Source organism: Mesobacillus sp., from assembly GCF_057785455.1.
Window position 1 is genome coordinate 154,177 of record NZ_JBYNSB010000001.1, and the last position, 26,131, is coordinate 180,307.

General features: G+C 42.9%; 23 protein-coding genes and 1 pseudogene. 8 read left to right on the top strand and 16 right to left on the bottom strand.

Going from position 1 to position 26,131, the window contains the following annotated elements; translation table 11 throughout:
- The first annotated feature begins 2 nt into the window (after positions 1-2).
- From AC3EBE_RS00745 to AC3EBE_RS00755, 3 genes are all read left to right on the top strand, one after another.
- Entirely contained in the window at positions 3-635 is a 633-nt protein-coding gene (locus tag AC3EBE_RS00745; protein WP_488593120.1) for a GNAT family N-acetyltransferase, read from the top strand.
- Between the two features lie 88 nt (positions 636-723).
- Positions 724-1,371 carry an acetoin utilization AcuB family protein gene (locus AC3EBE_RS00750; protein ID WP_488593121.1) on the top strand — a complete coding sequence of 216 codons (648 nt, stop codon included), beginning with the start codon at positions 724-726 and terminating at the stop codon, positions 1,369-1,371.
- Positions 1,368-2,540, top strand: a complete 1,173-nt coding sequence (locus tag AC3EBE_RS00755; RefSeq protein WP_488593122.1) for an acetoin utilization protein AcuC — start codon at positions 1,368-1,370, stop codon at positions 2,538-2,540. The genes AC3EBE_RS00750 and AC3EBE_RS00755 overlap by 4 nt, the downstream gene beginning before the upstream one ends.
- A gap of 273 nt (positions 2,541-2,813) precedes the next feature.
- On the opposite strand, the gene AC3EBE_RS00760 is transcribed toward AC3EBE_RS00755, so the two are convergent.
- The 3 genes from AC3EBE_RS00760 to AC3EBE_RS00770 form a co-directional block, all read right to left on the bottom strand.
- Positions 2,814-3,320: a hypothetical protein gene (locus AC3EBE_RS00760; protein WP_488593123.1), complete on the bottom strand. Its 507-nt coding sequence runs from the start codon at positions 3,318-3,320 to the stop codon at positions 2,814-2,816.
- A gap of 901 nt (positions 3,321-4,221) precedes the next feature.
- Positions 4,222-5,220, bottom strand: coding sequence for a catabolite control protein A (gene ccpA, locus AC3EBE_RS00765; RefSeq protein WP_488593124.1), 999 nt, complete (start codon positions 5,218-5,220; stop codon positions 4,222-4,224).
- 301 nt (positions 5,221-5,521) lie between these two features.
- Positions 5,522-6,595, bottom strand: coding sequence for a bifunctional 3-deoxy-7-phosphoheptulonate synthase/chorismate mutase (locus AC3EBE_RS00770; RefSeq protein WP_488593125.1), 1,074 nt, complete (start codon positions 6,593-6,595; stop codon positions 5,522-5,524).
- 327 nt (positions 6,596-6,922) lie between these two features.
- Here AC3EBE_RS00770 and AC3EBE_RS00775 point away from each other — a divergent pair, with 327 nt between their 5' ends.
- Positions 6,923-9,073 (top strand): cell division FtsA domain-containing protein, encoded by a 2,151-nt coding sequence (locus AC3EBE_RS00775; protein ID WP_488593126.1) that lies wholly within the window; start codon positions 6,923-6,925, stop codon positions 9,071-9,073.
- Between the two features lie 40 nt (positions 9,074-9,113).
- Here the strand turns inward: AC3EBE_RS00775 and ytxJ are convergent, their stop codons facing one another.
- The 3 genes from ytxJ to AC3EBE_RS00790 form a co-directional block, all read right to left on the bottom strand.
- Entirely contained in the window at positions 9,114-9,443 is a 330-nt protein-coding gene (gene ytxJ, locus AC3EBE_RS00780; protein WP_488593127.1) for a bacillithiol system redox-active protein YtxJ, read from the bottom strand.
- A gap of 115 nt (positions 9,444-9,558) precedes the next feature.
- Positions 9,559-10,068: a YtxH domain-containing protein gene (locus AC3EBE_RS00785; RefSeq protein ID WP_488593128.1), complete on the bottom strand. Its 510-nt coding sequence runs from the start codon at positions 10,066-10,068 to the stop codon at positions 9,559-9,561.
- An 18-nt stretch (positions 10,069-10,086) separates the two neighbouring features.
- Complete coding sequence (locus AC3EBE_RS00790) at positions 10,087-10,596, bottom strand: DUF948 domain-containing protein (protein ID WP_488593129.1); 510 nt, start codon at positions 10,594-10,596, stop codon at positions 10,087-10,089.
- Positions 10,597-11,035: 439 nt separating this feature from the next.
- Between AC3EBE_RS00790 and AC3EBE_RS00795 the strand changes: the two genes are divergently transcribed.
- Positions 11,036-12,151 carry an aminopeptidase gene (locus AC3EBE_RS00795; RefSeq protein WP_488593130.1) on the top strand — a complete coding sequence of 372 codons (1,116 nt, stop codon included), beginning with the start codon at positions 11,036-11,038 and terminating at the stop codon, positions 12,149-12,151.
- A 52-nt stretch (positions 12,152-12,203) separates the two neighbouring features.
- Here the strand turns inward: AC3EBE_RS00795 and murC are convergent, their stop codons facing one another.
- The 3 genes from murC to AC3EBE_RS00810 form a co-directional block, all read right to left on the bottom strand.
- Positions 12,204-13,505, bottom strand: coding sequence for a UDP-N-acetylmuramate--L-alanine ligase (murC, locus tag AC3EBE_RS00800; RefSeq protein WP_488593131.1), 1,302 nt, complete (start codon positions 13,503-13,505; stop codon positions 12,204-12,206).
- A 266-nt stretch (positions 13,506-13,771) separates the two neighbouring features.
- Positions 13,772-14,872: a nicotinate phosphoribosyltransferase gene (locus AC3EBE_RS00805; protein WP_488593132.1), complete on the bottom strand. Its 1,101-nt coding sequence runs from the start codon at positions 14,870-14,872 to the stop codon at positions 13,772-13,774.
- 85 nt (positions 14,873-14,957) lie between these two features.
- Positions 14,958-18,143 carry a DNA translocase FtsK gene (locus tag AC3EBE_RS00810; protein ID WP_488593133.1) on the bottom strand — a complete coding sequence of 1,062 codons (3,186 nt, stop codon included), beginning with the start codon at positions 18,141-18,143 and terminating at the stop codon, positions 14,958-14,960.
- Positions 18,144-18,413: 270 nt separating this feature from the next.
- Here AC3EBE_RS00810 and AC3EBE_RS00815 point away from each other — a divergent pair.
- Positions 18,414-18,518 (top strand): annotated as a pseudogene (locus AC3EBE_RS00815) (hypothetical protein); the annotation flags it as partial.
- Between the two features lie 37 nt (positions 18,519-18,555).
- Here AC3EBE_RS00815 and AC3EBE_RS00820 read toward each other — a convergent pair.
- The 5 genes from AC3EBE_RS00820 to AC3EBE_RS00840 form a co-directional block, all read right to left on the bottom strand.
- Positions 18,556-19,350, bottom strand: coding sequence for a DUF1444 domain-containing protein (locus AC3EBE_RS00820; RefSeq protein WP_488593134.1), 795 nt, complete (start codon positions 19,348-19,350; stop codon positions 18,556-18,558).
- Between the two features lie 78 nt (positions 19,351-19,428).
- Complete coding sequence (locus AC3EBE_RS00825; RefSeq protein WP_488593135.1) at positions 19,429-19,743, bottom strand: thioredoxin family protein; 315 nt, start codon at positions 19,741-19,743, stop codon at positions 19,429-19,431.
- A 160-nt stretch (positions 19,744-19,903) separates the two neighbouring features.
- Entirely contained in the window at positions 19,904-20,407 is a 504-nt protein-coding gene (locus AC3EBE_RS00830; protein ID WP_488593136.1) for a hypothetical protein, read from the bottom strand.
- Positions 20,408-20,593: 186 nt separating this feature from the next.
- Complete coding sequence (locus AC3EBE_RS00835) at positions 20,594-21,109, bottom strand: DUF84 family protein (RefSeq protein WP_488593137.1); 516 nt, start codon at positions 21,107-21,109, stop codon at positions 20,594-20,596.
- A 64-nt stretch (positions 21,110-21,173) separates the two neighbouring features.
- Positions 21,174-22,247 (bottom strand): M42 family metallopeptidase, encoded by a 1,074-nt coding sequence (locus AC3EBE_RS00840; RefSeq protein WP_488593175.1) that lies wholly within the window; start codon positions 22,245-22,247, stop codon positions 21,174-21,176.
- 679 nt (positions 22,248-22,926) lie between these two features.
- Between AC3EBE_RS00840 and AC3EBE_RS00845 the strand changes: the two genes are divergently transcribed.
- Positions 22,927-23,241 carry a PepSY domain-containing protein gene (locus AC3EBE_RS00845; protein ID WP_488593138.1) on the top strand — a complete coding sequence of 105 codons (315 nt, stop codon included), beginning with the start codon at positions 22,927-22,929 and terminating at the stop codon, positions 23,239-23,241.
- A gap of 17 nt (positions 23,242-23,258) precedes the next feature.
- Here the strand turns inward: AC3EBE_RS00845 and AC3EBE_RS00850 are convergent, their stop codons facing one another.
- Positions 23,259-24,098 carry a YtnP family quorum-quenching lactonase gene (locus AC3EBE_RS00850; RefSeq protein WP_488593139.1) on the bottom strand — a complete coding sequence of 280 codons (840 nt, stop codon included), beginning with the start codon at positions 24,096-24,098 and terminating at the stop codon, positions 23,259-23,261.
- 152 nt (positions 24,099-24,250) lie between these two features.
- A complete protein-coding gene (gene trmB, locus AC3EBE_RS00855) occupies positions 24,251-24,898 on the bottom strand; it encodes a tRNA (guanosine(46)-N7)-methyltransferase TrmB (protein ID WP_488593140.1) in 648 nt (215 codons plus the stop codon).
- Positions 24,899-25,705: 807 nt separating this feature from the next.
- On the opposite strand from trmB, the gene AC3EBE_RS00860 reads away from it, so the two are divergent.
- A complete protein-coding gene (locus AC3EBE_RS00860; protein ID WP_488593141.1) occupies positions 25,706-25,984 on the top strand; it encodes a YtzH-like family protein in 279 nt (92 codons plus the stop codon).
- The last annotated feature ends 147 nt before the right edge of the window (positions 25,985-26,131 follow it).

Consider the following 26,131-nt stretch of genomic DNA (forward strand, 5'->3'; position numbering starts at 1 on the left):
GAATGGAACATAAAAAGACTTACAACGCAAAAGAATTGAAAACTCCTCATGGTCCTTTAATCATTGAAGGTCCCATTTCTCCTGAAAAACTGGCAAGCTATGAATTCCATAAGGATTTGGTAGCTTTTCGCCCTCCTGCCCAGCAGCATAAGGCGCTTGTTGAAATTGCCGGGCTGCCTGAAGGAAGGATTATTGTAGCCCGTTCAGGTCATATGATTGTAGGATATGTTACATACCTCTATCCGGATCCGCTTGAGCGCTGGTCTGAAGGCGGCATGGAGGATCTAATCGAGCTGGGCGCAATTGAGGTAATCCCTGAATTCCGCGGCAGCAGAGTCGGGAAAAATCTGCTTGTCGTTTCCATGATGGACGATGCCATGGAGGACTACATCATAATCACGACCGAATATTACTGGCACTGGGATTTAAAAGGCACTGGCCTGAATGTTTGGGAATACCGCAAAGTCATGGAAAAAATGATGAATGCGGGCGGCCTTGTCTGGTACGCCACTGACGACCCTGAAATCAGTTCCCATCCCGCCAATTGCCTGATGGCACGAATCGGGAAAAGAATTGGAGCTGAATCCGTCCAGAAGTTCGACCAGCTCAGGTTCATGAACCGTTTTATGTATTAAAAGCTGTTTAATAGACTTTTATATAGCAATTGCATTGCACGTTCGCATTGTATGCGATGATTGATGCCTCACTTAAGGAGGAAGAAGCATGATCATAGAAGAAATTATGAAGGTAAATGTAGCCTCTCTTTTTCCAGAAAATACGATAGCTGAAGCAATCAAGCTGATGGCTGATAAAAAAATCCGCCATATCCCGATCGTCGATCAAAATAAAAGCATTGTTGGACTGGTCTCTGACCGTGATATCAAGGATGCGGCTCCTTCTATCTTCCATTGGGATGAGCACAAGAGTGAGCTTGAGAAGCCAGTCAGCAGCATCATGACGACAGATGTCATAACTGGACACCCTCTTGATTTTGTAGAGGAGATTTCGGCTGTCTTTTACGAGCACAATATCAGCTGCCTTCCAATCATCAAGGATAAGAAGCTGGTTGGAATCGTGACCGAGACAGACCTCCTTCATACATTGGTGGAGTTGACCGGTGCCCACCAGCCCGGCTCGCAAATTGAAGTAAAGGTGCCAAACAAGGCCGGAATGCTTTGTGAAATAGCCTCGGTGATCAGCATGAGAAAAGCCAATATCCAAAGCGTGCTGGTATACCCTGATAAAAAGGATGAGCATTACAAAATTCTGGTCGTAAGAATCCAGACGATGAACCCGATTGCGGTAATCGAGGATCTAAAAAAGGCCGGACACAACGTGCTGTGGCCTAATCTTCCGGGGATTTCGCCATGAGCGACCGCTCCGTGTTCGTATTTTCAGAGGAGCTGCTGAATTACCGATTCAACAACCATCATCCTTTTAATCAGATGCGGCTGAAACTTACTTTGGATTTATTGCAAAAATTAGGGGCTATCAGCGATGATCAAATTGTGCCTCCGCGGATGGCGACGGACGAAGAGCTAGCCCTTATCCATGATCCCAGCTTCGTGAATGCAGTCAAGCTGGCCGGACAGGGCAAGCTGAAAGGTGATGCAGCGGAAAGCTATGGATTGGGAACAGAAGATACACCAATTTTTGCGAATATGCATGAAGCCAGCGCCTTATTGGTTGGAGGCACCCTGAATGCTGTTGATTATGTCATGACCGGGAAGGCCAATCATGCCCTGCATTTGGGCGGCGGACTGCATCATGGCTTCAGGGGAAAAGCATCTGGTTTTTGCATTTATAATGACAGTTCTGTAGCCATCAAATACCTGCAGGAAAAATATAATGCACGGGTCTTGTATGTGGATACGGATGCCCATCATGGAGACGGCGTACAATGGTCATTCTATGACGATCCCAATGTTTGCACGTTATCGATTCACGAAACCGGCCGATATTTGTTCCCGGGTACAGGGAATGTCAATGAACGCGGGCAGGGAAAAGGCTATGGATTTTCCTTCAATATTCCTGTAGATGCCTTTACAGAGGATGACTCCTGGCTTGATGCGTATAAGAACGCACTCACTGAAGTGGCTGAGTTTTTCAAGCCTGATGTGATCCTCACACAAAACGGCGCCGATGCACATTATCTGGACCCTTTGACACACTTGTCCGCTACCATGAAAATTTATCGGGAAATTCCAAAGCTCGCCCATGAAATAGCCCATAAATATTGCGGAGGAAAGTGGATTGCAGTCGGAGGCGGCGGCTACGATATCTGGCGCGTCGTACCAAGAGCATGGTCATTAATCTGGCTTGAAATGATTGAAAACTCAAACTGTTATGGCAGCTTGCCACAGGCTTGGATTGATGAATGGAAGGAAAAGGCACAGACCGAGCTCCCGACTCAATGGGATGATCCGGCTGACCTGTATCCTCCGATTCCGAGAAAACCTGAGATAACAGAGAAGAACGCTCAAACAGTAGAAAAAGCTTTGTATCCAATCAGGTCAAATAAAAAGTCTGAAACCGTATAATGGGCTCGGAAATAAACACAGATCTCTTTGTCCTGTTTTTAATTAGAGAATTGATTAGTGGCCTAATAAAACCAGATTAAGGATCGCACTTATACCATGAGTGCTGCTTGATAGGGAAAATACTAGTGTCAGCCGAAATATCCCTAATTAACTTACAGTAAATTAGCAATATAAATGGCAAGAAAAAACGCTCAGGAACACCTGAGCGTTTTTTTACCGGGATAGTATTTACAGTTAGTGAATTATTCATTTATAACTTTTGCAAATACGCTTCTATTCTAGTGGTTTTAGTAAGTCCCCTATTAATTCGTTTGATATGCTTAATGCTTCTTTTCTACTTGTTGCTGGTCCAGATATTAATAGCCCGTCTTCAGGATCCCACCTATAAGAAGCATTATCTCTTCCTGATTCAATGAGTTCATGAACAATAATGGAAAGTTCACTAAAATCTTTGTTTACATAAAGAAAACCGTAGGGGGCATCCCCGAACAATAAAGAACCTCTGTTTTCAATAAAAACAACTTCAACTGGTTTCTTATCAATTATTATATTTGTCGGCACCTTTCCATTTATATCAATAGTTCCTTTAAAACGATCTTGGTTAAAAAATTTTTTATATAATTTCCCTTTAATTGTAATTGTAACTTCTTTATTTATTTGATTACTTTTACTTCCGACTCCGTAAACGATTCCGTCAAATGCCTGATTGATTTCTTTTGGTATGGAATACCAAACTATAAAGCTAACTATACCTACAACACATATGAAAACAAAATACAACTTCTTCAGTTTTATAGGAATAAACCTCCTGATTATTATTAATTATTTTATTGCACCGATTTCGATTTATTATCCTTTTTATATAAAGACCTCACCATTTATGAATATTCAACATTAACAGAAGATTCCCTTATTATGAAATATATTGCACCATTTGTTTATAAAAAAAAGGCGGTTAATCCTTTGTGGATCAACTCACCCTATAGCTCAATAAGGAGCATCATCAATAATGCACTAACTTTGTACTGATCACTGAAATCTTCCATTACTCACCTTAATTTTGTTCTAGTTCTGTTTCCAACTCCAAATAATGAACCAATTCAATTTTATACTTATTGTCATGTTCCCGTATTTCCCAATAACCAGAATCGTATTTACATAATACTGTATAAGCCTTGCCCTTATACCAGACCAAATTATCCATCCTGGTTCCTCCATTAATAATAATAGTAATTAAGTATTACCCCCCTCTAAGTATTTTTACTCATAAAGTGAAATTCCCGAGATAAAAAACTGACTTTTTACATAAACAATTCGATGTTTAACTAACCTGTCCCGTTCATTAGTTTTTTCGAAACTGTATTCCACAAAGGTTGGGTCTAAACCAATTCATCGAAGTTGCCAAAAATATCACATTCCAGTTCAGATTTCGTGATTATTTTGCCAGATTAGGTCGTGGCCGACACATCCATCTTTTCAGCAGCCTTCAACAAACATTACTTTTCTGCTTATCCCTTCGAATGACATACCATCTTCTAATGTTATTTTTCTAAGATGGGAAAGACGCTCCGTTAGGTACATCAGCAAATTTTTTTAAAGTATTCATGAATTCATAACTTTACAAAATATTTTCACCTGAATCCAAAAAGACCCTTGCACATTGGCAAGGGTCTTTCGTTTACTACTTCGTAGAATTTCTGTTTTCAATGCGGTGTGGCAATACCACGATATTCTCATCCACATTCTCTTTGTTCATATATTTTGTCAGCAAGCGCATCGCGACTGCACCAATGTCATATAGAGGCTGGACAATCGTTGTCAGCTGCGGGCGCACCATCAGTGTCAACCTAGTATTGTCTGAGCTGATGACCTCGAAATCATCAGGAACACTGTAGCCGCGGTCAAATGCGCCATGAACCACTCCCAGTGCCATTTCATCAGAGCCAACAAGGATTGCTGTAGGTTTTGTTTCCAGCTCAAGAATCCTTTCGATTGCTTCCAGGCCAGAATCATAGGTATAATCGCCTTCAACAACGAAGTCTTCTTTAAACTCGATGCCTGCTTCACTTAAAGCCCTCTTATAGCCTTCAAGCTTCTTATCCTTGTTGATTGGCTCGTGATAAGGACCGACAACGAATGCGATTTCCTTGTGGCCCTTTTCAACAAATGCAGTAACTGCATCAAAGGATGCTTGTTCATAATCAATGTTGACAGACGGAATCTCGCCTGTTTCTTCAATTGAACCAGCCAGAACGATTGGAACTGGAGACTTTTTGAACTGCTCTACATGCTCTTCTTTAATATTTCCACCCATGAATACAATCCCGTCAACCTGTTTTCCGAGCATCGTATTTAAAAGGTGCAATTCCTTTTCAATGTTCTGGTCAGAGTTGCTCAAGATAATATTGTATTTATACATCGTTGCGATATCTTCAATTCCGCGTGCAAGTTCAGCAAAAAACGGGCTTGAAATATCCGGGATGATGACGCCAACGGTGGTTGTCTTTTTGCTGGCAAGTCCTCTGGCAACCGCGTTCGGCCTGTATCCAAGGCGATCGATAACCTCCATAACCTTCTTTCGCGTAGCAGGTTTAACATTCGGGTTCCCATTGACTACACGTGAAACCGTTGCCATCGATACGTTGGCCTCTCTCGCTACATCATAAATTGTGATATTCATCTATTTCCACTCCTTCAGCTAATAAACGGCATATATTTTTTATAGTTTACAGCAAATATTGCCACAATAATCATTTTTTAAGTTTGTGATTATATGTACAAGTTTAATTATGTTATTAATGATACGATATCCGCATAAATCCCGCAATCTGAAGCGCTTATTTTAACAAAGATTTTATAAAATTGCACGTTTGCTGATCTGCACATCCATTTTAAAAGTAGAATCACAGTTGATATTCCCTATTCCTAAAAAGAAAAACGATAAAAAACCCTCCTGGCGAACCAGGAGGGTTTAAGATATTTTATACTCTCACAAAAGGAGATGACTTCAGTCCGCTCAAGAATTCGTCGAATTGTTTCAAGTCCATCTGCTGAGCGTTGTCTGATAAAGCTACTGCCGGATCCGGGTGGACCTCTGCCATAACTCCGTCAGCCCCGATAGCAAGTGCTGCTTTCGCTGCCGGAAGAAGAAGGTCTCGGCGGCCAGTTGAATGGGTAACGTCGACCATTACTGGCAGGTGAGTTTCTTTCTTCAAGATTGGCACTGCGGAAATATCCAGTGTATTTCTCGTTGCACGTTCGTAAGTACGGATTCCTCGTTCACAAAGAATGATCTGGCCATTGCCCTGTGCCATAATGTATTCTGCTGCATTGATGAATTCTTCAATCGTTGCCGCAAGCCCGCGCTTCAACAGGATTGGTTTGTTCACTGCACCAGCAGCTTTGAGCAATTCAAAGTTTTGCATATTCCTTGCGCCAATCTGAATCACATCAAGGTAATCTACAGCAATTTCTATGTCATTAGGTGTAACAATTTCACTGATGACAGCCAGGTCGTACTCATCCGCAACGCGTTTTAGTATCTTAAGGCCTTCGATTCCGAGACCCTGGAAATCATAAGGGGATGTTCTTGGCTTGAACGCACCGCCTCGAAGCAGCTTGAATCCTTTAGCTTTTACTGCTTCTGCAACAGTCGCAACCTGTTCATAGGACTCAACTGAACATGGACCAAACACAAAATCAGGAGTTCCATCACCGATTTTTAATCCCTTCACATCGATCACTGTATCCTCCGGCTTTTTCTTCCGGGAGACAAGAAGTGCCTTTCGATGGTCATCTGATTGGAGCTCAAGTCCGGCTTTAAAAATCTCCTTGAAGATATGTTCAATTGTTGAACTCTCAAAAGGACCGTTATTGTTTTCCTTGATCAAATCGAGCATTTCTCGCTCACGAACCGGATCATAGCGGTACACACCCTGTGTTTCTTTTGCGCGGCCAATTTCCTGGACGAGCAAGGCTCTTTCGGTAATTAATGAAAGAAGCTCTAAATTCAGTTCGTCAACTCGGTTTCTTAGCTGGTCTAGATTTTTACTCATTTTCCGTCCCGTCCTTTCGAAATTCATTTTAGTCCTAAATCTGCTGATCATCAAGAAAAGAAACCTGGGCTTCCTTTCATTTCCATTACTGCTCTTGGGAAAGATTTCGTTATCTGAATCTTCTTTAATGGGACAGCAATGTGTGATACATTTTAATAGAAAAAAGCAAGCATCACAGCCGGCGAAGCAGCCTGGCTGGAGCTGGACAATTTAATAAAAGTAATTATATCTGAATTAGTTTTAATTGTCACGCAATTTTCTTTAATGATTGAACGCTTTTAAGTAATAAAGCATCGTATGATTAATTAAGTTAGAAGGTGCGTTGATTTGCAGGGAAAAGATAAGCTGTTCGCTCTTGATATTGGAACTCGCTCCGTTGTAGGGATTATCCTCGAGGAAAGTGATGGCCGCCACGAGGTTATTGACATCCTTGTCCGCGAACACAAGGAACGCTCGATGCTTGATGGTCAAATTCATGATGTCTTATCAGTATCTGAGATCATCAAGGAAATAAAAACAGAGCTTGAAGCAACTCATGGCCCGCTAACCAAAGCGTGTGTAGCCGCTGCCGGCCGAGCCTTGAAAACTGAGGTCTCAAAGGCTGTGGCGGATATATCCGGCCAGCCAATGCTATCCAATCAGGATATCCTCCATCTGGAATTGAGTGCTGTCCAGCTTGCCCAGGCTGCGGTTGCCGGTGAAAAACACAACGAAAATAGCCATCACTATTATTGTGTCGGATATTCTGTACTTTATTACCAGCTTGATGGGGAAGAAATCGGCAGTTTGATCGACCAGAGGGGGAACGAAGCGTCTGTAGAGATCATTGCTACTTTCCTTCCAAAGGTTGTTGTTGAATCTCTGTTATCTGCTTTGGACCGCGCCGGACTGGAAATGGATGCGCTGACCCTTGAGCCAATCGCGGCCATCAACGTATTGATTCCTGCTTCGATGCGAAGACTGAACGTAGCGCTAGTTGATATTGGTGCAGGTACCTCAGATATAGCACTGACAGACTCCGGGACAGTGATTGCCTATGGAATGGTTCCGGTTGCCGGTGATGAAATCACGGAAGCAGTAAGTGACGAATTCCTGCTTGATTTCCCCCTTGCTGAAAAAGCAAAGCGTGAGCTGTCTGACCAGGAAAATATTATCGTGAAAGATATTCTTGGTTTCGAGGAAGAAATCAGCAAAGAAGAAGCCATTTCACGCATCAGCACAGCCATCGACCGGCTGGCTGCAGCCATTGGTGATGAGATTTTAAAACTTAATAACTATAAATCTCCTAAAGCAGTCATGCTTGTCGGCGGGGGAAGCCTGACACCAGAACTGCCGAAAAGGCTTGCCAGCAAATTGAACCTGCTGGAAAACAGAGTAGCGATCAGGGGACTCGATGCTATTTCTTCTGTCACATTTGCAGACCATATTGAAAAAGGGCCAGAACTTGTCACGCCAATCGGAATAGCCATCGCTGCTAAAAAGTCGCCTGTTCAATACCACACTGTTTATGTAAATGGACAGCCAGTAAGGCTATTTGAGGTAAACAAGCTGACTGTCGGTGATTGCGTGCTCGCGGCTGGAATTAAAATGAACAGGCTATATGGAAGACCAGGGCTGGCAATGATTATCTCCCTGAATGGAAAGAACGTAACGATTCCTGGCAAGCATGGAAAGCCGCCAATCCTTATGCGAAACGGTTTGCCGTGTTCTTTTGACGATGAAGTACATAGCGGTGACGAAATCACTGTCATCAAAGGAGAAGACGGAGCAAAAACGGTCATGACACTCTTTGACTTAATTGAAGATTTACCCGCAAAAGCTGTCATCATCAATGGCAATAAGCATGAAATCAGCGCCGCGCTTAGCTGTAACGGCCTGCCGGTTCCAATGTCCAAGGAGCTTGAAGACAGGGACGAGATTATTTTTGAGATGCCAAGAACGATTGAAGAGCTGCTAAAACAGCTCAGCCTTGCCGATCTTCTGAATGAAGCCCGCCCTTTCCATCTGACCATCGATGGAAAAATGGCAAAGATCCCTGATTTTACCGGGAAAATTTTTGTGAATGGCCGTGAAGTTAGTATTAAGGAGCACTTCGACCATCTTGATGATATTCGGATTGAAAGAAGCTCGCAGCCTTTATTGATGCATGCTGCTGAATCCCTAAATATAAAAATGAATGAATCTTTGCCGGTCTTTTTTAACGGGCAGGAATTGACCCTGAAAAAAGAAGTGGTTGAATTCTTCAGGAATGGCACCAAACTGACCGAGGTTGATCTCCTTTTAAATGGTGATGTACTCACTACCAAACTAAAGAAGCTATCCCCGTTCATATTCCAGGATATTTTCAATTTTGCACAGGTAGAGATTCCGATGGATAGCGGCCGGTTCACTCTGTTGAAAAACGGGGAAAGTGCAGCATTTAACGATACCCTAAATGCTGGCGATGAACTAAGCATTATTTTTGATAAAAAACAGTAACTAAGAGCAAAAAAAACATCCAACCGGATGTTTTTTTTGTTTATTTAACGCTTTCTTCCTTGGCAGCTGCCATGCCTTTTGCTGTAATTTTAAAATGGGAAGCATGCCATGCGACATCTGAATTAACAAACAGGAATGCCTGCGGGGACTCGTGCTTGACATGGAATTTTTCAGCAATATGGTTTGACAGCTCGCGTGAATCCTGGACAGTCAGGAAGTATAATTGATCATTTCCGTTACTATCAAATTTCGCGAATTCATCATATCCTGCCTGGCTGATTGGGCACGTTGTACTATGTTTTAGAAAGAAGAAGGTTTCACCAGAATCTACAAGCTGGTCGAATTGTTCAATGGAATCGATTTTTTGCATTTTGCTGCTCTCCTTTTTAAATAGCCGTATTAGCTGACGATAGAGTCAATTAACTAATTTAGCCAAAAAATAAACGGTGAAGTAATCTTACCACTTCACCGTTTTTATGACAAACTTACTGATTCAATTTGCTCTCTGTTTCGTCAAAAGCTTTCTGGGTTTCTTCAAGCTTTTTTTGAAGTTCCTCACCTGTTGCTGTGTGAGTGTTTGCCATTGTGCTTGTCTCAGCCATGGACGTAGGAACTTCCTGAAGTTCATCTTCTGCTGATTGTGAAGTGTCAGTATTTTGCTGGTTTTTCATGTCCTTCACTTTGTTGACGATGGTCGAAGACTGCTGTGAGACAGTTTCCTTCAGCCCGCTCGCCTTTTCCTTTGCCACTGAAGCAAGGTCGATTCCCTTGCTCTTCAGCGTGGAGGTCTGCTCATTTAGGTTGCCTCTTAGCTCTTTCCCTGACTTGGGTGCCAGCAATAATGCTGCAAGAGCACCTGCCAGCCCGCCTACGATCGCTCCAGTTACGAAGTCCCTTGAATTGCTGCTGTTTTCTCTGGTTGTGCTGTTTACGTCATATTGCCTTGTTGAATTGTTCGGATCATACTGTGTGTACTCTCTGTCTCTGTTATTCATGTTTATCTCCACCTTTCTTTAATACCTGGCTCTTTCACGCTGCCTTGCAACCATTTGTTCAGCAGCCAATTGATCTTGTTCAATTTGCTTTTCGATCATTTGGTGATCAATCTGTCCTGTTTTTTTTGTCTTCCACTTATCCTTTAATTCAAGGAATACATTGCTCCACTGAACAACCTGGGAGATTTTATCCTTATTCTTGTCAAGCTGCACGTCAACCATTGCATGTACATTGTGGATTGACTGGTTGAAACGCTGTACAGTATTCCCAACATCCTTAACAGCATTTACGACGCTATTCAGGCTTTCTGATTTCCTGGAAATGTCATCTGCAAGATTATTCGTCTTATGAAGAAGCTCCGTTGTTTCACGAGTCACCCCATCCAATTGCTTCTCAAGACCATCAAGAGTGCCTGACACACTGTCTAAAGTTGTTTGTAAGGATTTCAGTGTTTTCGATAATGAAACGACCAACACTAAAAATGCAATTGCTATTACAGCAACACTTAAGTATAAAATAATTTCCACTGTTTATACACCTCCGTTAGCATATGTACATTTTACCCCGCAAAATGTGACATAAACCATCTTGTCCAATAAGTATTTCCATATAGATGTCCCCTTTTCCTTCCTCAAAAAGAATATCTTTCTATTTCATGAATTCTGTAAGTTTACTTAATTAGTAGTCATTGTCGAATAAGAGGTAAAATCCATAATAGCTTAGTTTTTTCCAAATGTAATTTTTATAAAATCATGTTGATTGTAGTGGAATGCGCGCAGACTCCTACGGGATGTAGCAGACAGGTGAGACCCCGCAGGAGCAAAGCGGCGAGGAGGCTCACCGTCTGCCCCGAGGAAAGCGAAGCGCCTGGAACGGAAATCAACAGTTAAAAAAAAGTACAAAAATAATTGTTTCAGGTTACAATATGTATATGTGTCCAATTTTACTAAAAATAGGAGTGATTTTGTGAAAGACCCACGTATTCAAACACTGGCCAAAAACCTGATTAACTATTCTGTTAAGCTGCAAAAAGGCGAGAAGGTCCTGATTGAGAACTTTGGCCTGCAGCGTGAATTAGTCACTGCACTTGTCAAAGAAGCTTATGCTGCAGGCGGCTATCCTTTTGTATCCTTGAAGGATCATCAAGTAGACAGAGCTTTGCTTATGGGTGCACAACAGGAGCAATTTGACATGATTGCTGATTTTGAAGCTAATGTCATGAGCAAAATGGATGCTTATATTGGATTGCGTTCCGGCGATAACATTAATGAACATGCAGATGTGCCAGCGGATAAAATGAAGATTCATGGCAGCACAGTCGGCAAGAAAGTACATAGAGATATCCGTGTTCCAAAGACGAAATGGGTTGTGCTCCGTTATCCAAACTCTGCAATGGCACAGCTGGCTAAAATGAGCACTGAGGCATTCGAGGACTTTTATTTCGATGTCTGCAACCTTGATTATGGAAAGATGGACAAGGCAATGGACAGCCTTGCTGAATTAATGAACCGTACGGACAAGGTTAGAATCACAGGACCTGGAACAGACCTAACTTTTTCTATTAAAGATATTCCTGCGGTTAAGTGTGCAGGCGAGCTGAACATCCCGGACGGAGAGGTTTACACTGCTCCTGTACGTGATTCAGTTAATGGAGTGATTACTTATAATACGCCATCTCCATACCAGGGCTTTACATTTGAAAATGTGAAATTAACCTTCAGGGACGGCAAGATTGTTGAAGCAGAATCAAATGACAGTGAGCGCATCAACAAGATTTTTGACACAGACGAAGGTGCTCGTTATATCGGGGAATTTGCAATCGGCGTGAACCCGTATATCCTTCACCCGATGCAGGATATCCTGTTCGATGAAAAAATCGATGGCAGCTTCCACTTCACACCGGGACAATGCTATGATGATGCTTTCAATGGCAACCATTCCAACATCCACTGGGATATGGTGAACATCCAGCGTCCGGAATACGGCGGAGGAGAAATTTATTTTGACGATGTCCTGATCCGTAAAGATGGCAGATTTGTCATTCCAGAACTAGAAGGACTGAATCCGGAGAACCTTAAATAATAACGAAAATAAAAAGGATGCACCCAGCCGGGTCGCATCCTTTTTCATATTCTTAAACATTCAATTGTTTTTCATAAGCTTCCTGGAATTTCTGGATATCCCCAGCTCCCATGAATAGGACCACACCGTTTTCATGTGTTTTGAGAACCGATGTATCATCCTCGGCAATGATTTCTGCTCCATCTATTTTATCCTTCAGGTCGGTAATGGAAAGCTTTCCATGAACCTCACGTGCTGATCCAAAGATTTCGCAAAGATATACTTTATCCGCTTTATTCAAGCTTTCCGCAAACTCAGTCAGGAATGCCTGGGTCCTTGTGAACGTATGAGGCTGGAACACCGCTACGATTTCACGGTCTGGATATTTTTGCTGCGCCGCTTCAATCGTTGCTTTTATTTCAGTAGGGTGATGAGCATAATCATCAATGATGATCTGGTTTCCAACCTTCTTTTCGGAGAACCTTCTCTTCACACCTTCAAAGCTTTCCAGCTGTTCCTGAATCACCTTCGACTCAATGTTTTCATAGTGGCAGAGGGCAATGACCGCCAGTGAATTCAAAACATTATGGTCACCGAATGCCGGAATCGTGAATGTATCATAGAATGTATTCCTCACAAAAACATCAAAGGTAGTCCCAGTTGTTGATTTAATTATATTCCTTGCCTGGAAATCATTTTGTTCTCCAAAGCCGTAAAACACTACAGGCACCTTTGCCTGGATTTTCTGCAGCTGTTCATCGTCGCCGCATGCGAAAATACCCTTTTTAACCTGCCATGACATCTCCTGGAAAGCAGAGAACACATCGTCAATGTTGGCAAAATAATCCGGGTGGTCAAAATCAATATTTGTCATGATTGCATAGTCCGGAAAATAGGAAAGAAAATGGCGGCGATATTCACAAGCTTCGAATACAAAGTATTGTGCTTCCCTGTCACCCTTCCCAGTTCCATCGCCAATCAGGAAGGACGTAGGCTTGGCGCCTCTCATGACATGCGCAAGCAGGCCTGTCGTCGACGTCTTGCCATGTGCTCCGGTAATCGCCACACTTGTGAAATTCTGCATGAAGTCTCCAAGGAATCTGTGATATCTGATAATTGGAAGTCCATGCTTCATTGCCTCCTGGATTTCCTCATGCGTATCAGGGTAAGCATTGCCCGCAATGATCGTCATTCCAGGCTGTATATTTTCCTTATTAAACGGAAGGATCTTTATTCCGGATTTCTCAAGGGCCACTTGGGTAAAAAAGTGCTTGTCATAATCGGAGCCCTGCACCTGATAGTCCATATCATGGAGAACTTGAGCTAACGCACTCATTCCAGACCCCTTTATACCTACAAAATGGTAAATAGTCATATAAAGAACCTCCAACAACGTCTGTATGTAACACAGTATATGACAGATATCCTGTTTTGCTCATTGTGCTGGATGGGCCTAAAAAAGCCATAAAAGCAGCTGCAACGAAACACAGGGGTTAACTTTAATCTATCTGTTTTCATGTATTGAATCATTATAACATCATTTTGTATGAATATCATAATGCACGATTAATCATATTCCTGCATAACTGTACATTTTCCCTAATTCATACTTTTTAAAACAATCTTAATCCAAAGTTACAGTTACAATTCAACTTTTTCAAGACGAGGGTTCGGCCTGAACTTCCTCCCCGATTTTGCCTGGTGTTTTCCATCAAGCATGACATTATCTCCTGTAAAACCGATTGACAATTTTAACAGGCTGCCGCCGACGCCGTACATATCTACCGGCACATCATGCTTTTCGAAATCGAGAATTCTTTGTTCGCTAAAGCCGCCGCTCACTACAATTTTCACGTGGCTATAGCCTTCATCATCCAATGCTTTCCTCAGTGCGAAAATCAGCTCAGCATTAACCCCGCGCGGATCGAAGGTGCCCAGGAGATGCTGGTTGCGCAGGAAATATTGGTCAATCATCGTACGTGATGTATCCACTCTGACTCCTTTGAGCTTTTCGCCAAACTCTCTTGCGACTCTTAAAGAATCCGTAACCGCATCATTATTATAATCGACTAAAGCAATCAAATCATCATTCGGAAAGGTCTCATGATAGGCTTGTGTCGCAGCAACAATATCTCCATTGAAAAGCTGGATCATAGCATGCGGCATCGTGCCCATTCCCTGTTTCCCCCACCATTCGTTCATCGCGTGTGTTGCCTGGGCAGTCGCACCGCCTATGTATGCTGCATACCCATCTCCGGCTTGAGTGGTGTAATGGTCATCCCGGTCTCCCATGAAAATGACAGTTTTTTGTTTTCCAGAATAACTGGCTGCCTTAACAACATTGTATACATTCGTCGCAACAGAAGTCCTTCTTGCCAGGATTCCATCGATGATCCCCTCAAGGTAACCGAAATGCTGGTATGGACCTGTAATCGTCAAAACGGTTTCGAACGGGGCGATTTTATCCCCGTCCTTCAGAGAATAGATTTCCAGCTCCTCAGGATTGTCAGCGAATGTCTGCACAAGAGCGATGACTTCATCAGTCCCGCAGAGCACTGCCTCATCCTTTTGGAAAAACTGCATAGTCACGATATTCTCTTCATGATATTTCTTTACAAGCTCTCTAGTCTTAAGAAAATACACGGCCGAAAACCAGCCATCCCTGATCCTTTCATCAAATTTGAAAGTATGATTGGTCAGGCGGCTGATTTTCCCCTGCATTTTCAATTCTATTTCTTTCATCCAAAAGCTCCTTCAATCTGAACCCTAAGCGGGCTTAAGCTCACTATTCTTATTATAAGAATATGCACATAAAGAATACCACTAATTAATTAAATGTACTAGTATCCTGAAGAGACTCCAGATCAGCTGCGGTAATCAGGACATCACGCGGCTTGCTGCCCCGCCCTTCAGATATGAAGCCTTGCTGTTCCATCATCTCAATTAGCCTTGCTGCCCGGTTATAACCAATTTTGAAGCGACGCTGAACACTAGAAGTAGAAGCACCGCCCTGTTCGACGACAAACTCACAGGCTTCGTAAAATAGCTCGTCCTCATCTTCAGTAATCTGCGCCTTCTTCAATAGCTCTTCCTGCTCAAACAGAAATTTAGGGGCACGCTGGTCTCTTGCAAAAGCCACTATATCATCAATCTCATTATCTGTCACAAAAGTTCCCTGCAAGCGGAAAGGCTTTGAGGATCCATTTTCAAGGAAAAGCATATCGCCGCGGCCAAGCAGCTTCTCAGCACCGCTAATGTCAATGATCGTCCGTGAATCGATCTGTGAGGATACAGAGAACGCAATCCTTGTCGGCACATTCGCTTTAATCAGGCCTGTGATGACATCAACAGATGGGCGCTGTGTCGCAATGATCAAATGGATTCCACAGGCGCGGGCCTTTTGCGCGATCCGGCAGATCGCTTCTTCCACATCCGCTGGAGCCATCATCATCAGGTCTGCTAGCTCATCGATGACAATGACGATATACGGCAGCTTTTCCGTGAATCTGCGGTGCTTAATGGCGAGTTCATTAAACCTGCCGATATCCCGCACGCCAGTATGCGCGAACAGCTCGTATCTCCGCTCCATTTCCTCGACTGCCCATTTCAGCGAGGCTGTTGCTGCCTTAACATCAGTAATGACCGGGCTGACCAGGTGAGGAATATTATTGTATGGCGCCAATTCCACCATTTTCGGGTCTATAAGCAATAGCTTCACATCGTCAGGATGTGCTTTGTATAGAAGGCTGACAAGCATAGTATTGATACATACACTTTTACCGGATCCTGTTGCACCAGCAATCAGGCCATGCGGCATTTTTTTCAGGTCAGTGATGATCGGATTTCCGGCGATGTCCAAACCAAGCGCTACTGCCAGCGGTGATTCATGCTCCATGAATAGATCACCCTGTAAAATTTCACTCAATAATACCGGCCTGCTTGTATGGTTTGGCACCTCAATTCCGATCGTATGCTTGCCGGGAATAGGCGCCTCAATCCGGATATCCTTCGCAGCCAGGCTCAGTTTGATGTCATCGGATAAATTCGTGATTTTATTGACTTTTACACCTGGCTCAGGCTGAACCTCAAACCGGGTCACGGAAGGTCCCTGGGTCACGTTAACAACCTTTGCACCAACATTGAAATTCCTCAGAGTCTCATTTAGCATTTGCTCCCGTTCGGCAAGCCACTCAGGATCCGCTTCCTTGAAAACCGGAGGATTCAACAAATCAAGCCTTGGAAACTCGTAATCTCCTGAAAACAGTTCTTCCTGCGGAACAGCAGTAATAGCAATTTCCTTTTCTGCAGAATGATTGCTGTTTGATCCTGGCTGTCCGTTCATCGGCATAAACGATTCGGTTTGCGCTGGCTGCTGAGAAACAACTTCGGACTGTCTTTCAGGCATGGAGGCATTTTGTTGCTGATCTGCTAATGATGATGGCTGTCTGGTTGATGATTCTATGTCAGCATTTTCATTCATTACTGGTGGGTGAGTATTTTCCATAGAATTTGCAGGTGTCGTTACTTCCTCAGTACGTGAACTCTGCTCTTCTTGAACAGCAATATTCTCACTTGGCCCATTGCTTTCTGTTCCAGCTTCCTGGCTAACCGGTTTGCTTGTATCCGCCTGGTCCTGAACAGGTCTCCTCTGTGGAGCTCGCTCCGACACATTATCCCTGTTTCCTTGAGTCATAAAGGAAGGATATTTCGACGTGTTCCGCTCTTCCCACTTTTTCTTGTCCTGCTTCAGCATGAGGACATTGAAAGGGAGCTGTCTCTTAGGGCGTTCAACAACTTCAGCGTTATGACCCGCCGCTTCTCCCGCTGAATCTTTTTCTTCAGCAACAATGATTGGCTGATCCGGCTTTTCTTGAACTTCATCACTCACTTCACCTGCATTTTGGACGGCGTCAGGTAAGTTCGTTTCTGTTTCTATTAGGGCTTTTGTTTCTATTTCTGGTTCTGCTGCTGTTTCTGTTTCTAATTCTATTATGGCTTTTGTTTCTATTTCTGCTGCTGATTCTGTTTCAATCTCAGCATAAGAATCAGATTCGATTTCCGCAGAAAGGTCGATAACTGCTGTTTCATAGTTTGATTTCAATTCTTCTGTTTCTTTTATCAGGTCATTATCACGTTGTTCTTCCACAGCTTCCGCCAATTCGTGATTTGTTTCAAGTCCAACTCCCATAGCTGCCTCTGTCTCACTTTTTTCAGCCGCTTCAATATCCAGGTCCGCCTCAAAAATCTGATTTAACGCTTCGGTTTCTAAATCAAATTGTTCTTTATCAATAGACTCTTCGGGTACTCGAGCATTGCTATAATCATTGGACGCTGGCAGCTCTTCCTTTATGTAACCTGATACTTTCTCTGATTCATAGAGAGGAGGCGAGTCCTCAGGCGCCGGTCCAGCATCTTCATTATGGACCACGTTAATTTCTTCATTTTCCTGCATTGGTTCAAAGCCAGTTAATTCGTATTCGATTTCTTCCATTAAGGTCTCTTGCTTTTTTCTTTGCGGCGGTCTGTTATAAGCATAGATCGGTGAAGGGATTTCCGTTGGCCTGAAAGGCTGCCTGGATTTGGATCCGATGTCCTTCCGAATGTCATACTTGAACTTCCCGCCCTGCTCCTTAATGGGTTCAGGTTTACTTACTTGGGAATTGTCTTTTACCGGCTGTTGCGTTTTTATAATGGTGGGATGCTTAACAGGCTGAGGCCTGTTCGTTATGTTCAAAGGTCCCTTTTCCTTGATTAAAGGCTTAACTTCCTTCCCTGGATGTCCAGGTTCTTCTCGTTTCTTTTTTACTTGTGGCCTTGGTGGAGCTGTACCCTCATCCGGTATTAACGGGAAACGAAATTGTCCTTTCGGATATTGATATAGCACTCTGGCTTCTAAATCCTTCTTTTGATTACTTTCCTGCTTAAGTATCTTCTTTGGTTCAGCTTTAATATCATCAAATTCTTCGTCATGTTCAGTTTGGAATTTTTTTAAGATCTTTTTAATCCAACTCAATTTAAATCACTCTTTCTTTCGCATTTCATTATTATTTTAACAGTTAATTCGTTTTTTTCGAGATAAAATGAAAGAATGAGCATTTTTTACGAGGCTGAGCCCATTTATAAAATGAACTTTCGGCTCACATATTTACAATACCTTACAACCCATGAACATTAAGGAAATAACCTGTATGAAACCGGGTCATCTAATTAAAGCGCTATTCGTAAGCTGTCGATTCGGGGGACTTATATCCAATTTAAAAACCGCATATCGGAGGCTTAAAAAATGAGATTTATTATCCAGCGCGATTCATTGCTTCAAAGCGTCCAGGACGTAATGAAGGCAGTAACGAGCAGAACAACTATTCCAATTTTGACGGGGATCAAGATTAAATGAAAAAGCCCGTACAAATCCGGGCTTTTGCTTTTTAATCTTTTTTTGTCTTACCCATAATGAAGATCGGCTCCAATTCTCCATTTTCATATAGGAAGGAAAGTGCTGTAATAGGAACCCTGCCACTCGCAAAAAAGCTCATCGTCATCTGGGCGAGGATATCATATCCGGTGTTATTTTCAACATCCGCTATGATCAGGACATCCTGATGCGGTACTGCGACCGCCATTGTGCCTTTCATCCTCTTTTTCATTTCATTCAGGAAGCTTGTGTTCAAGATTCTGCTGGCATCGTACCCATCGTTCTTATTTAAAAAATAAAAGGTATTGCCAGCAACACGGTCTTCCTTTACATCAACAGACAGCGAGCGGACATTAAACAAAGCAGTTTCCCTTACCTGCTTTTCTGACCAGCCTTCTTTGTTGAGCAGCTTAGAATCAACCAGCCTGTATGTGCTGCCAAGATCGAGTGCATAATAGATTCTTGTTTCGGCTGTATGGCCATCATAAAGAAACGGAACACCCTCTTCCGCTTCCGCAGGGAAAGACGTTGAACGTATGACAGGGAAAATATTCTTCTCCTTGCCAGACAGCTCTAGCTTGCTTTCCATTGCCTGCAGACCTTCTGTTACATAATAGACGACTTCATCTATCGCTTTTTCTTTTCGTTCATGCCATTTAGCTATAATACCAGGCAATGCAATTGTGATTCCACGCCCTGTATGTATATTTTCAATTCTGAGCTGGTCCTTTTCACGATCATAGGTGAATGACCGATCATGATGCTGCAAGCGCTCTTCCAGCTCTTTACGCATTTTTCTGCTATCCACGTTATCCCTCCATGTCCTTAGGAATATCTCTACATTTTACATGAAAGTTCCCTCCACCTCAAAGATGGAGGGAACAGATTATGCCAATCCTTCAATAAAGTTCTCGATTTCCTGCTGGGTCTTTCTGTTCTTGCTGACAAAACGGCCAAGTTCTTTTCCGTTTTCAAATGCAATGAAGCTAGGAATTCCAAAAACATCAAGCTGAATGCAGAGATCAAGGAAGTCGTCCCGATCGACTGACACGAATTGATACTCGTTGTATTTAGTTTCGATTTCTGGCAGCACAGGCTCGATTACCCGGCAATCAGGGCACCAGCCGGCTGTGAATAAAAATATATGTTTCCCATCGTTTTTCAACGCTTCAAACTGTTCCATTGATTCTAAGTTTCTCATGGCTTTTCCTCCTGAAAGAATACAATTAGATACCTTTATTGTAAACATGTGCATCCAAAAAAGGAAATAATCCGTTCTGTCATATAATGGTTATGATACCACTGGAAGCCTGCGCACGACATATTAGATCTACAAAAAAACGCCATCACAAAGGAGGCGTTTACTTTATATTTACTGAGTTGGCGATTGTCATCATCGTTGCAGCATCTTTTTGGATATCATCTGTTTCGGTAGTGAGCTTGACACCGCCGATTCCCACAATCAGCTGATAGTGATCTTCCTTTAGCTTCTTGACGAGCATATAGCCGAACTCGCCATTATCATTATATGTTTCATTGGCGTCCCACTCTTTTTGCTGCTTCATTGTAGACTCATAAACTACTTTGCTGTCCGCCTTTTCATGCTGATTATAGAAAAGGATATAAGTGCGCGAATTATTCTTAAGCAAGATATTATTAGGTTTTTCCTCTTTTATTTCCACTCCGAAAGGGAGATGATAATCTATGTCTTTTGTACTATTATTAGCAGTTTCCGCTTTCGCTTCAAAAACATTTTTTACTGCCTCATTCGCTTTCTCTTTATCTTCAGAAAATGAGGAGGAACAAGCACTAAGCAGAAAAACTCCTATTATAACAAGCCCAAATGACCTAATGAAATTTATCATACTATTTTCCTCCTTGCCAAGGACTCAACCACTCCTTTTCTATCATACCTTTCTTGGTAATTAAGTGACAAGGCTTGTACAGCAAAAAATGTTGGAAAATATACTATTTTTCTGAAATTTGTCGATTCCTTCACCACTTTAAAGCGCCGGGGGTCAGACCCCCGGTGCTTTAAAGTACTAAAGTATTCAGTTATTTCTTGCTTTATATTCGTATTGGCCTGCGAGCAGCTTCATGACGTGTGTGAACATCTCGCTGCGGTTCACTTGTCCATTGGTAAACACGCCTACTGCGCCTTCGTTTTTCCGGACATTTTGTTTCCTGGCGTATTCATCCATGACTGGGCCCAACTCTGTTCCTGCTAATACTTTTTCTGCGACCTCCTCCGGCAGCGGCAGCCTCGCACCTCCGGCAATGATTGGTTCCATTCCGTTCACAGCAAGTGCTCCCCAATTGCAGAGCATCAAGCCATGGGCTGTTGGCTGGACACCTCCCTCCAGTCCAATTCCAATATCCGCTCCGGCCTTTTCAGCGGCAGCAAGTGCCCGGTTGACTGCCCCCTGGACCGTTTCCTCGTCAGACATTGGCTGAGCACTCACCCCCGAATCAGCATCTACTGCTACAAATTCCACCTGTTGATCTTTAAAAGCCTCTTTAACTGCTGTAATTTTTGCAGGATTTTTTGAACCAATTGCTATTCTCATGATGGTATTTCCCTTCCCTTCTTTTCCATAAAAAAGAGGCAGTTTTAAGCTGCCCCCTCTGTTATTAGCTATTGCTTTTAATAGTTTCCACAGTCGTCTTATCGCATGCCTTGACCAGCTTCACGAGCAATTCTTTTGCTGCAGCATAGTCATCGACATGAATCATCGATGCCGCTGTATGGATATAACGGGAACAAATGCCAATAACCGCACTTGGAATGCCTTCATTTGAAGTATGGACTCTTCCGGCATCAGTGCCGCCCTGGGAAACGAAATATTGATAAGGGATATTATGCGTTTCAGCCATATCGAGAATGAACTCTCTCATGCCGCGGTGGGTAACCATTGAACGGTCCAGAATCCTTAACAATGTCCCTTTGCCAAGCTGGCCGAATTCATTCTTATCCCCTGACATATCATTAGCAGGACTTGCATCCAGAGCAAAGAAAATGTCCGGATCAATCATGTTCGCTGCTGTCTGTGCACCTCTTAGGCCTACTTCTTCCTGGACAGTAGCGCCTGAATATAGCATGTTTGGAAGCTGGATATCCTTTGTTTCCTTCAATAATTCAATCGCCAGCCCGCAGCCATAACGGTTATCCCATGCCTTCGCAAGAATTTTCTTCTCGTTGGCCATCGGTGTGAAAGGACAAATCGGCAAGATTTGCTGTCCCGGTTTGATGCCAATCCTGATTGCATCTTCCTTATCATCTGCTCCGATATCAATCAGCATATTCTTGATTTCCATCGGCTTGTTGCGCTTTGATTCATCCAGCAGGTGCGGAGGAATCGAACCGATTACACCAGTTACAGGCCCATTTTTCGTAATGATCTGGACGCGCTGTGCCAACAGCACCTGGCTCCACCATCCACCCAGCGTCTGGAATCTGATCATCCCGTTCTTTGTGATAGAAGTGACCATGAACCCTACTTCGTCCATATGTCCCGCAACCATGATTTTCGGGCCGTTCAGGTCACCCTTTTTCACTCCGAATACACTTCCGAGCTTATCCTGGATCAGTTCATCAGAATATTGTCCCAGCTGTTCGCGCATAAAGCTGCGGACAGCATGCTCATTACCCGGTGCACCAGGCAATTCAGTCAATGTCTTGAAAAGGCTTAATGTTTGCTCGTTCATCATTCTGCTCCTTTTAAAAAAATTTAGATTTCCTAAAGATTATGTATATAAAGTATTTTACAGATTATCGGTTATCCACGCCAGTATTTATCTATTTTTCAGGCTCTTTTCTATAACTTTGTTACTTTTAATATAGTCTGTAATAAGACTCTCTTTTCTTAAAAGGGAACCTTATAATGCTTTGTATAGGGTTTTGTAATAAATATCTGTTGATTTTCGTTCCAGGCGCTTCGCTTTCCTCTGAAGAATTATGAAAAAGCCCAAATGCCGGCTTTTTCATAAGCAAATTCTTCTTGGGGCGTGCGGTGAGCCTCCTCGTCGCTTCGCTTCTGCGGGGTCTCACCTGCCCGCTATATCCCGAAGGAGTCTGCGCGCCTTCCACCACAATCAACAGGATCATAATTCAATATTAGTGAAAAGCAACAATCTCTGCTAAAACAGCTATTTTTTATTATGGCTATGTTAAAAAAATCTGTTGATTTACGCTCCAGCACCTCAATCAACAGGATTTATTAAAATAGTTCCAATCCTTATATAGCCTGTCTAAAAGAACAAGTAAAATGCAAATCCAGATAATCGTACTTAGTCTTTCTCCTTCTGCATTTATTATCGCTTTGCTCCGTCCTGCTGATTTGATATGATGGAGTTAACTGAAATTTATGCTTGGAGGTCCGTGATCATGAATTGGAAAACCTTCTTAATTGGCGTCGGTGCCGGGCTGGCGGGCGCTTATGCTGTCAGGGAACTTGCTGCTCAAAAAGAAACAGTTTCTGCTGACAAAGTACTGCAGCAGGCAAAAGCAGCTTTTAAAAAATCAGGTCCAATCAGCGGTTCATGGATTAATATGACCGCAGAGCCATATTCAAAACACCCAATTGAATACCAGGTATACAAGGGCGGAATCTCGCGCAATGCTGACGGGAAAGTCGAGCAATATGAATTTATCGCTGATGCTGCAACCGGCGCGATCCTGGATGCATACCCTTTAAATTAAGACCTGCTGATGCAGGTCTATTTTTTTCGTTCAACAGCTTCTTGGATTTTGCCTTCGTCATCAAGCTTGATGGCACGATATACCGCATCATGGTAAAAAGTAAACCATGCTTTCCTGCTGATCCCATATTCAAGCCATTTTTCCTTGGCAAAAATAGAATCCATCGGATAATCATCATATGCCATGACCCAGAGCGGATTTTGGTGGGCATGCGTCGGCATGATGTCAGCCATATGGACAACCGTCACATCTTCATCCTCAATGATGATGATGCTATGTCCATCACTATGCCCGCCAGTGTGCACCATTTTAATTGGACCAAAAGTCCATTCTTTTTCGAAAGCCTCTACCTGAGTTTCAATTCCCTGCCAGTTCTCTTTCCAGTATGTACTTTTTGAACGGATATTAGGATGCCGCATCTCATCCCATTCTACCTGGGATGTAATGATTTTAGCATTTGGAAATACAGAGACAGTCTCTCCATCAGCCACCTTTGTCAGTCCGCAGGCATGATCGAAATGCATATGCGTCATCAACACGTAATCGATATCTCCTGGCTTAAGGCCTAATTTATTCAGATCTGATTCAAGACCGGATTCTTCGAGGACGCCAAAATTGCGCTTTTGTTTGTCATTCAGCTTTCCATTTCCCATTCCACTTTCAATGAGAAAAACTTTCCCGGCTGCCTTGAACAGGATGGGATCTGTTCTTAGCTCAATTTGGTTCTTATCATTTACTTCATACTTTCGGGACCAGAGCGGTTTTGGCACTACCCCGAACATGGCACCGCCATCAAGATGTGTGACTCCGCCGTTTAGCCATGTAAGCGCAATATTCTTCAATTCCAGCTTTTCCATTGCCATCCCCCTTTTAATTTGCATAATCAACATTACCTCGTCCATTGTACCATTTGATTTTTTAATTTTTAAATAATTCAGCTTTGGATGAATGATTTTGCCTCGTTTTTACAGAATTCAAAAAACCGGCCAAAATTATTGGCCGGCTCAGTTTATTTTTCAGATTGGAATTGTACTTCACAGCGGTAAATCCGGCTGCCTCTTGAGGAGAATTTCTCTTCGTACTCCGTCATGATATTGCCTTCATAATCGCTGTTATGGAGATCCAGGCTTACATATTTAAGCAGCATCCCATAGTGAGAGAAGCTGACAAGCGAGTATTCAAACAATCCCTGGTTATCTGTTTTGAAGTGGATTTCCCCATTCTTGATCAGGATTGCTTCATATACTTCAAGGAAGGAGTTGAAAGTCAGACGTCGCTTTTCATGGCGTGTTTTAGGCCATGGATCGGAGAAGTTCAAATATACCCGGCTGACATCGCCGCTTTCAAAATATTTAACAAGCTCTGCTCCATTTACATTCATCAGCTTAACGTTTGGCAGCTCTGCTTCGATTAAGCGGTCAAGCGCGCTGACAATGACGCTTTCCTGCAGCTCGATGCCGATGTAATTAATGTCAGGATTCGCTTTTGCCATTCCTGTAATGAACTGTCCCTTGCCTGTTCCGATTTCAATGTGGAGCGGCTGGTCCTTTTCGAATGCCTCTCCCCATTTTCCGCGGAACGATTCAGGCTCCTGAATGACATAATTGGAGTATTGCTGCAATTTATCTTTTGCCCAAGGCTTATTTCTTAATCTCATCGTTACACCTCTGTACTAGTTTCATTCGTTTCAAACGATATCATGCAACCCATATGTTTTCAAGGTGAAATTTATCTCCATCCAATAATAAAATCCGCTGATGAATTGTTATAAGAGGCCTCCCCAAGACAATTCATTCCCAAAAACGCCGGTGAATTGTTATCAGAGGCAGCTCCAAGACAATTCATTCACAAAAACGCCGGTGAATTGTTTCAAGAGGCAGCTCCAAGACAATTCATTCCCAAAAAACGCCGGTGAATTGTTATAAGAGGCAGCTCCAAGACAATTCAATCACAAAAACCATCATTGAATTGTTATAAGAGGCAGCTCCAAGACAATTCATTCGCAAAAACCACCATTGAATTGTTATAAGAGGCCTCTCCAAGACAATTCATTCCCAAAAAAAGCCGGTGAATTGTTATAAGAGGCAGCTCCAAGACAATTCATTCGCAAAAACCATCATTGAATTGTTATAAGAGGCAGCTCCAAGACAATTCATTCCCAAAAAACGCCGGTGAATTGTTATAAGAGGCCTCTCCAAGACAATTCAATCACAAAAACCACCATTGAATTGTTATAAGAGGCCTCTCCAAGACAATTCATTCGCGATAAACGCTGAGGAATTGTTTTGGCTAGATCATAAAGATAATTCATTCCGCAAAACGCTTGCGAACTGCCTCAAGCTCCCACTCATTACAAACAAGTAATGCGCTTCCAGCAGCTGTTTTAAATCGAAAACATGTATAAACACAAAAAGGAATCCACACTATAAAGGTGAATTCCTTTTAAGATGAAAGGGTGATCAGTGTGCCGTTAAGCCACCATGACCAGGTAAATTTATTAAAGGATATATTAAGCAACCAGCAGACTGACTGCTGCGGTTCGGTTGCGGAGTATCAGCAATTGGAACGTCTCATTAAATCGTTGATGGTCAACACAAATGTTGACGGAAATATTAAGTCCATTCTCCAGGACATCTATCACTACAGCCAAAACGGAATCAACGCTTCTGATTTGGAGGAGCATATCCAGACAAATCAGGGGCAATTATCCCAATGGGTAGATGATATCGGACAGTTTTCATAAAAAAAGCGGAAGCGTCTTGTTTTAAAGGAACGTCGACTAACAACGCCACGTCCTGTGGCAACGTCGACGTCAGCCCATCCTGGGCAAGTCCGACAGGCATAAGACGAACCGCGAGGACGCAGTTCCCCAGCCAGGCAACTACCCCGA

Bases quoted from the DNA above. Each gene is read 5' to 3' on its own strand.
- murC (WP_488593131.1), bottom strand. From the start codon at position 13,505: ATGACTATTTACCATTTTGTAGGTATAAAGGGGTCTGGAATGAGTGCG.
- AC3EBE_RS00770 (WP_488593125.1), bottom strand. From the start codon at position 6,595: ATGAGTAAAAATCTAGACCAGCTAAGAAACCGAGTTGACGAACTGAAT.
- AC3EBE_RS00850 (WP_488593139.1), bottom strand. From the start codon at position 24,098: ATGGAAAAGCTGGAATTGAAGAATATTGCGCTTACATGGCTAAACGGC.
- AC3EBE_RS00785 (WP_488593128.1), bottom strand. From the start codon at position 10,068: ATGAATAACAGAGACAGAGAGTACACACAGTATGATCCGAACAATTCA.
- AC3EBE_RS00755 (WP_488593122.1), top strand. From the start codon at position 1,368: ATGAGCGACCGCTCCGTGTTCGTATTTTCAGAGGAGCTGCTGAATTAC.
- AC3EBE_RS00840 (WP_488593175.1), bottom strand. From the start codon at position 22,247: ATGAACGAGCAAACATTAAGCCTTTTCAAGACATTGACTGAATTGCCT.
- ccpA (WP_488593124.1), bottom strand. From the start codon at position 5,220: ATGAATATCACAATTTATGATGTAGCGAGAGAGGCCAACGTATCGATG.
- AC3EBE_RS00825 (WP_488593135.1), bottom strand. From the start codon at position 19,743: ATGAGAAACTTAGAATCAATGGAACAGTTTGAAGCGTTGAAAAACGAT.
- AC3EBE_RS00745 (WP_488593120.1), top strand. From the start codon at position 3: ATGGAACATAAAAAGACTTACAACGCAAAAGAATTGAAAACTCCTCAT.
- AC3EBE_RS00845 (WP_488593138.1), top strand. From the start codon at position 22,927: ATGAATTGGAAAACCTTCTTAATTGGCGTCGGTGCCGGGCTGGCGGGC.
- AC3EBE_RS00830 (WP_488593136.1), bottom strand. From the start codon at position 20,407: ATGATAAATTTCATTAGGTCATTTGGGCTTGTTATAATAGGAGTTTTT.
- AC3EBE_RS00805 (WP_488593132.1), bottom strand. From the start codon at position 14,872: ATGAAAGAAATAGAATTGAAAATGCAGGGGAAAATCAGCCGCCTGACC.
- trmB (WP_488593140.1), bottom strand. From the start codon at position 24,898: ATGAGATTAAGAAATAAGCCTTGGGCAAAAGATAAATTGCAGCAATAC.
- AC3EBE_RS00835 (WP_488593137.1), bottom strand. From the start codon at position 21,109: ATGAGAATAGCAATTGGTTCAAAAAATCCTGCAAAAATTACAGCAGTT.
- ytxJ (WP_488593127.1), bottom strand. From the start codon at position 9,443: ATGCAAAAAATCGATTCCATTGAACAATTCGACCAGCTTGTAGATTCT.
- AC3EBE_RS00750 (WP_488593121.1), top strand. From the start codon at position 724: ATGATCATAGAAGAAATTATGAAGGTAAATGTAGCCTCTCTTTTTCCA.